The organism is Vibrio sp. M260118 (genome assembly GCF_036533755.1).
Classification (GTDB): domain Bacteria; phylum Pseudomonadota; class Gammaproteobacteria; order Enterobacterales; family Vibrionaceae; genus Vibrio.
Genome location: NZ_JATABG010000509.1, coordinates 1 through 1959 on the forward strand (window position 1 = coordinate 1; position 1959 = coordinate 1959).

2 protein-coding genes are annotated in these 1959 nt (G+C 42.4%); both read left to right on the forward strand.

Going from position 1 to position 1959, the window contains the following annotated elements:
- The first annotated feature begins 121 nt into the window (after positions 1 to 121).
- Complete coding sequence (locus QTO00_RS18955; protein ID WP_331426142.1) at positions 122 to 715, forward strand: hypothetical protein; 594 nt, start codon at positions 122 to 124, stop codon at positions 713 to 715.
- 103 nt (positions 716 to 818) lie between these two features.
- Positions 819 to 1959, forward strand: a 1141-nt coding sequence (locus QTO00_RS18960; RefSeq protein WP_001443860.1) for an IS4-like element ISVsa5 family transposase, incomplete at its 3' end; no start/stop codon positions are given.

Consider the following 1959-nt stretch of genomic DNA (forward strand, 5'->3'; position numbering starts at 1 on the left):
TGGTGTTTTATAATGAAGAGCGTAATCATCAAGGACTCAATGACCTCACTCCTGATGAAGTCTACTTCGGCAGACAAAGATACGCTGCATGAGCAAGATCAACCACTTAAGAAATTAGCTTATGTGTCCAACCATCGGGGTCCACTTCTCTACGTCATTACAAGAGTATCGGGAAAATAACCTTTCACACTTGAAACACCTGTTGCAAAACACATTAGCAACACTGGAAAAGCACTATGCTAACGGCCACCCCGAAACAAATAAAATCATTCTATCTCAAGCTATACAAATATTTGAAAGACTAGCGCAAGGACACTCTCTTAAGCAGGCAAAAGAGCAAGTTAAAAAAAAGCTATATATCGATATGCTTACGCATGACGAATGGTTGAAAAATAAAATTATAACCAACCCCAATGGTGTGGCATGCAACGGAAAACAAGACTTAAAAGAAGGTAAAAATACTCAACGTGCAACTAACAAGGCCATGCGACAAGATCTGCCGTGCTCAGAATTTGATATGTGTCATAAATGTAAGTCAGCCAAATCTGTAGATGCTCCTGATGATATCTACAAACTGATCTCATTCATTGATGTATTAAAGGAGGCTTTAGATCGTTATCCAGATGCAAGGCAAGATGTCCAAGAAAAAATAGATGCATTTGAGTACACACTTGAAGGCGCAAGCCCCAACGTTCTAGAAGAAGCTATGCTCTGATGAATCCCCTAATGATTTTTATCAAAATCATTAAGTTAAGGTAGATACACATCTTGTCATATGATCAAATGGTTTCGCCAAAAATCAATAATCAGACAACAAAATGTGCGAACTCGATATTTTACACGACTCTCTTTACCAATTCTGCCCCGAATTACACTTAAAACGACTCAACAGCTTAACGTTGGCTTGCCACGCCTTACTTGACTGTAAAACTCTCACTCTTACCGAACTTGGCCGTAACCTGCCAACCAAAGCGAGAACAAAACATAACATCAAACGAATCGACCGATTGTTAGGTAATCGTCACCTCCACAAAGAGCGACTCGCTGTATACCGTTGGCATGCTAGCTTTATCTGTTCGGGCAATACGATGCCCATTGTACTTGTTGACTGGTCTGATATCCGTGAGCAAAAACGGCTTATGGTATTGCGAGCTTCAGTCGCACTACACGGTCGTTCTGTTACTCTTTATGAGAAAGCGTTCCCGCTTTCAGAGCAATGTTCAAAGAAAGCTCATGACCAATTTCTAGCCGACCTTGCGAGCATTCTACCGAGTAACACCACACCGCTCATTGTCAGTGATGCTGGCTTTAAAGTGCCATGGTATAAATCCGTTGAGAAGCTGGGTTGGTACTGGTTAAGTCGAGTAAGAGGAAAAGTACAATATGCAGACCTAGGAGCGGAAAACTGGAAACCTATCAGCAACTTACATGATATGTCATCTAGTCACTCAAAGACTTTAGGCTATAAGAGGCTGACTAAAAGCAATCCAATCTCATGCCAAATTCTATTGTATAAATCTCGCTCTAAAGGCCGAAAAAATCAGCGCTCGACACGGACTCATTGTCACCACCCGTCACCTAAAATCTACTCAGCGTCGGCAAAGGAGCCATGGGTTCTAGCAACTAACTTACCTGTTGAAATTCGAACACCCAAACAACTTGTTAATATCTATTCGAAGCGAATGCAGATTGAAGAAACCTTCCGAGACTTGAAAAGTCCTGCCTACGGACTAGGCCTACGCCATAGCCGAACGAGCAGCTCAGAGCGTTTTGATATCATGCTGCTAATCGCCCTGATGCTTCAACTAACATGTTGGCTTGCGGGCGTTCATGCTCAGAAACAAGGTTGGGACAAGCACTTCCAGGCTAACACAGTCAGAAATCGAAACGTACTCTCAACAGTTCGCTTAGGCATGGAAGTTTTGCGGCATTCTGGCTACACAATAACAAGGGAAGACT